The sequence below is a fragment of the Bacteroidota bacterium genome (assembly GCA_018266755.1).
Classification (GTDB): Bacteria; Bacteroidota; Ignavibacteria; order Palsa-1295; family Palsa-1295; genus JAFDZW01.
Genome location: JAFDZW010000004.1, coordinates 1 through 4,569 on the forward strand (window position 1 = coordinate 1; position 4,569 = coordinate 4,569).

The 4,569-nt window shown below is 53.7% G+C and carries 5 protein-coding genes; all 5 read right to left on the reverse strand.

The features are described from left to right. Window positions 1–222 precede the first annotated feature (222 nt). The 5 genes from JSS75_04580 to JSS75_04600 are packed head-to-tail and all read right to left on the reverse strand — an operon-like array spanning window position 223 to window position 4,243. On the reverse strand, window positions 223–1,134 hold the full coding sequence (locus JSS75_04580; GenBank protein MBS1902959.1) for a LysR family transcriptional regulator: 912 nt from the start codon (window positions 1,132–1,134) through the stop codon (window positions 223–225). Window positions 1,135–1,174: 40 nt separating this feature from the next. Further along, window positions 1,175–1,750 carry an NAD(P)H-dependent oxidoreductase gene (locus JSS75_04585; protein MBS1902960.1) on the reverse strand — a complete coding sequence of 192 codons (576 nt, stop codon included), beginning with the start codon at window positions 1,748–1,750 and terminating at the stop codon, window positions 1,175–1,177. A 20-nt stretch (window positions 1,751–1,770) separates the two neighbouring features. Further along, window positions 1,771–2,907, reverse strand: a complete 1,137-nt coding sequence (locus JSS75_04590; protein MBS1902961.1) for an LLM class flavin-dependent oxidoreductase — start codon at window positions 2,905–2,907, stop codon at window positions 1,771–1,773. Window position 2,908: 1 nt separating this feature from the next. Continuing rightward, entirely contained in the window at window positions 2,909–3,694 is a 786-nt protein-coding gene (locus JSS75_04595; protein ID MBS1902962.1) for an alpha/beta fold hydrolase, read from the reverse strand. A gap of 12 nt (window positions 3,695–3,706) precedes the next feature. After that, entirely contained in the window at window positions 3,707–4,243 is a 537-nt protein-coding gene (locus JSS75_04600; protein MBS1902963.1) for an amidohydrolase family protein, read from the reverse strand. Window positions 4,244–4,569: the final 326 nt, after the last annotated feature.

Consider the following 4,569-nt stretch of genomic DNA (forward strand, 5'->3'; position numbering starts at 1 on the left):
AATCGTCCGGGATGCAACAGATATGCCACCCTTTTCCAAAGCGTGAGCTACCTGCATCGAACGCTGCCGCACGTCCTTCCATGTGTATCGGTGCACATCGCCTTCTACTCGGCGCGAAACAATTTCTCCGTCACCATGATGTCTCGCTGCGAAATCAATCAACGAGGAGATCAACAATGGTTGGCGCTGCATCAAACCCAACATACATTTTCCTTATCTCTTTTAGGCCACGCGAAATAGCTCGGATGTTGCTCGCCGCAACCAAATAATCGCGGAATCTCGATGGAATCGGGTATGCCAATATTGGTATCCAGCCAACAATGGCAGCTCAACAGGAAGTCGATACATCTGAAGGTCGCCGGCGGCGCAAAATCTTTCAGCCAAGGGCTGGGGTATCGTGGCCAATAAATCGCTGTTTTCGATGATCGAAGGAATATTCAATGCATGAGGCACCGTGATCTTGCATTTCCGTTGAATTCCACGCTGCTTCAGCTCTCTGTCGAGCCAAGTGGATTCATGCGGGCTGCGCCTCACCACCGCATGCTCCTCCAAAAGGTATTGTTCACGCGTCAACACTCCACGCAGGCGAGGGTGAGATCGCCTCGCAATGCAAACGAAAGGGTTGCGAAACAGCAGTTGCCGGTGAAGGTTCATCTCCTGAATGCCAGACAGAAATCCACATGCAAGGTCCACCTTTCCAGACTCCATCAAATGATGGAGCTGGTCAGCAGGATGGTCCACGATGTTGATCGTGATGTTGCGTGCCGTCGCAATGTGCTCGAGGATTGGTGGCACAAAAATGACGGCGCCAGCCGCCGTGATATTGATGGAGAATGTACGAGTTTCATCACGCGCCTGAAAACTGATTTCGGGCTCCAGCAATATCTCATCTTGAATGGTCCGCAATGCCTTGGAAATGGCCGGCGCCAGTTTCAAAGCCAACGGCGTCGGGTGCAAGCCGGCATGAGTGCGGATGAATAACGGATCGTTGAAGAGCTTCCGCAGTTTGGCAAGCGCATAGCTGCTTGCCGGCTGACTCATGCCTAGCGCTCTCGCTGCTGCTGAAACCTTGCGGGTTCTGATGAGTTCATCAAACAGGGGCAGCAGATTTAAATCAACGTCCGATATCTTCATTCAACCATAGTACCCCATAGGTAATCATCGACTTCTGTAGTCAAGCAGTGGCTTCAGTCATTCGTGGAACAAACTGAACCAACTGCTTTGCCATCAATTTGATCTGCTTTCGAATAGATTCATCCGAGCACTCATCACCGGTGAATCGAACCTCAAGGGAGTTGATGCCCACGCCAATGGGGGTAGGCCAACCGCGAAGGGCATGCACAATTTGGCGCAACTGGTTCAGTACAGTCCCCACCCCTTGGTTGCCATAGGCGCAGGCGATCACGCCAACGACCCTGCCATCAAGATAGACACGCGGATCATTTCGCATATCCTCCACGTAATCCAGAGCGTTCTTGATCAGACCTGACACGCCGCCGTGGTAGCAAGGCGAAGAAATCACCACGCCATCAGCCTCTCTCAATGCCTTGATGAAAGATTCACGCAGGTCGTCGTGAGCGTCGACCTCGTCTCCATAGATGGGCAGTTTGCTCAGTGCATGGCCCGTGAACAACTCAACCTGAGCGCCCATGCCCTCCAGGTCCTGCAGCACCTGCCTCAAGGCGAGCTCCGACGAGGAGTTCGGCCTGGAAGTACCCCCGATGCCAACGATATAAGGCTTGCGATTCACTGCGTAGCTCCTTCGGTCGTTCACTTCAAGTGCGGCATCACTTCAGAGGCATACATCTGCATGTTTCGGCGGGCGAGTTCATCACCCATGACACCGATCTGAAGCAGCGCCACGAAGATGCCGATATTGGTCGCGTCGCGCATTTTCTGGATCTTGTCCCGAACCATGGTCGGAGTGCCCACCACCACCGTGCCCAACTCGATCATCTCTTCAATGGTCTGGCGCTTCAAACCAATGCCCGCTCGCGCGGCCATGGTCTTCTTCATCGAAGACAAGGACGTGTAGCCGGGCGGCATCAGCATTTCCATGGGCAGCGTCAAGTAGTTGTTGAACAACGACTCGACACCGGCCCGAGCTTCCTCGATGGCGCGCTCATAGGTATCCGCCACGTAGACCGGTGCGGCCCATCCCAGCTGCTCGGAGCTTGCTTCATAACCATACTCACGTGCCTTCTCACGGTACGCGTTCAGGTTTCTGATGACATTGGACTCCTGCGCAAACGTGATCAGAAACGGATACTTCCGATCGGGATGCGCGGCCCAGTCGATCGTTTCGGCTGAGCCTTGCGATGGAATCCAGATCGGCGGGCGGGGGCTCTGGTAAGGCCTTGGCCAGAGGTTGACATAGTTGTGGTTGTAGTACTCGCCTTCCCATGCGAACGGACCCGGGGTCGTCCAGGCTTTCACAATCAGGTCGTGGGCCTCGTGAAAACGGCCATGCGAGAAAGCGGGATTGATAGGGGCCGCATGGTACTCAGCACCGATACCACGCACGAAACCACAAATCAGACGGCCTCTGGACAGGTTGTCCAACATGGCAAACTCTTCGGCGATATAGATGGGATTGCTCACCAAAGGCAACGCCCGGCCAAGAATGGCAATTTTCGCGCGCTTCGTCCGCTGGATGATCGCACTCGCAATCAGATTCGGCGCTGGCATCATTCCATAGGCGGTCTGGTGATGTTCGTTGACGCCCAACCCGTCGAAGCCCAGCGCATCAGCCTCCTCCAGCAGGTTCATGTGGCTTTCGTAGTCGTCTGCGCCTTTCTTGGGGTCATACAGGCTGTTGGGCAACACGACCCAAGCAGATCTCTGTTTTGCCGCCGCCTCCATGTCAAGCGGGCGGTAGGGCATCAAGGTAAAGTAAATATGCTGCATGTTATGCGCTCGTTTTAATGTCTTCGATAAGTCGACCAACGACTTCGTCCAGCTTTTCAATGTGGGGCATATGCCCACATTGCTCGATCATCTGAAAGTACTTCACGGAGGGTAGTTTCTCGACCCACTCTGATGACACTGCACTCGGGATCACCGCATCGTCCTTGCCCCAGATCAACCGCACAGGGTTTTTGATCCGGTGCAGCCAGTTCGGCAATACCAGGCTGAATCCACGGGGTTCCCACGCAAGCTTTGCCGACGCAAACCAGTTCTTCAACAGCTTGTCGCGGTCCTCCTCTGAAAGAGGCTTGGCCAATTGGGCCTCAACAAAGCGCTTGTCGGCATACAACGCATTGACGCGCTCCAAGGGCGTTTGAATGAAAAGGTCTGCATACTGCAGCCCCTTTTTCCGCAGGCCGGCGGGTGCCATCAAGGTGATGTCACGGATGCGGGTCCTGTTGCGCACAGCCATTTCGGCAGCGATCCAGCCTCCCAGCGAATGCCCAATCACATGAACATCATGAAGATCAAGCTCCTCAAGCATCTCCAGGTAGAACATGGCCATGTCCGGAATGGCCTTGATCCAACTGGGATCGTCAGAGTCGCCGAAACCAGGATGATCTGGCACCAGCAGATGACCCGCCTCTGCAAGGCGGTCAAAGAAAGGAAGCCATTCCATGACACCGCTGCCTGCACCGTGCAGGAACAGAATGGGCCGCCCCTTGCCAGCTTCGCGCAAATGAAGCTTGCAACCGTTAATGCTTGGGTATGTAGACTTGTATGACATTGTTCTTAAAATTCAATTGTTTGATCCGACGAGGGAGTGACTTCTGACCAGTCGCCCAGGCAGCAGGCCTGTGGGTTTGCCTTCGCGGACGACACACTTACCCGAGAGGAACGTAGCCAGATATCCATCTGAGTCCTGCGTGAATCGCGTTCCACCGGCCGGAAGATCTGAAACCACGTAGGGGAAACAGATCTCAAGGCGGTCCAGGTCGATAATGTTCAAATCGGCTTTCATACCTTGCTTGATGACCCCGCGGTCTTTCAATCCCATCATCTCCGCCGGCAGGCTGGTGAGCTTCTGTACAGCCCATTCCAATGGCAGTCCTTGCTGCTTCACCCAGTGCGTGAGCATGAATGTGGTGGAACTGGAATCGGTGATCAGGCCTACGTGCGCACCACCGTCACCCAAAGACAGGAGTGAATGCGGGTGTTGAACCATTTCCTGGCAGGCATCCAAATTGGCATGCGCATAGTTCGCAAAAGGCGAGTAAAGAAGGGTTTTCCCATCATTCGCCAGTTGCAGGTCATATGCAAATTCAACTTCGTCCATCCCTTGACTCGCAGCCAATGCTGAAATGGACTGACCGGATCCGGGATCGTAGATTAGCCTTTAGACAATCACTACTGTTCATTTTGTCTCCTATGATTTTTTAGAAATTCGGGAGATGCGCAGTATAGGTCGCGGGTCTCATTTGCTGTTCAATTTCTTATGGATAAGCAAAATCCAAAAATCAGATGCACATCTTCGTCGAATCTTCGGGTTTACCCTCTGGTCAGACGTTTCGAAGGATCAGTGCCAAATTGATGCTGCTTACCCGGAATGGAGCCCCCCGTAGGAAGATCTGAACGAAGAGTGTTGATTCATCAGCACAACTG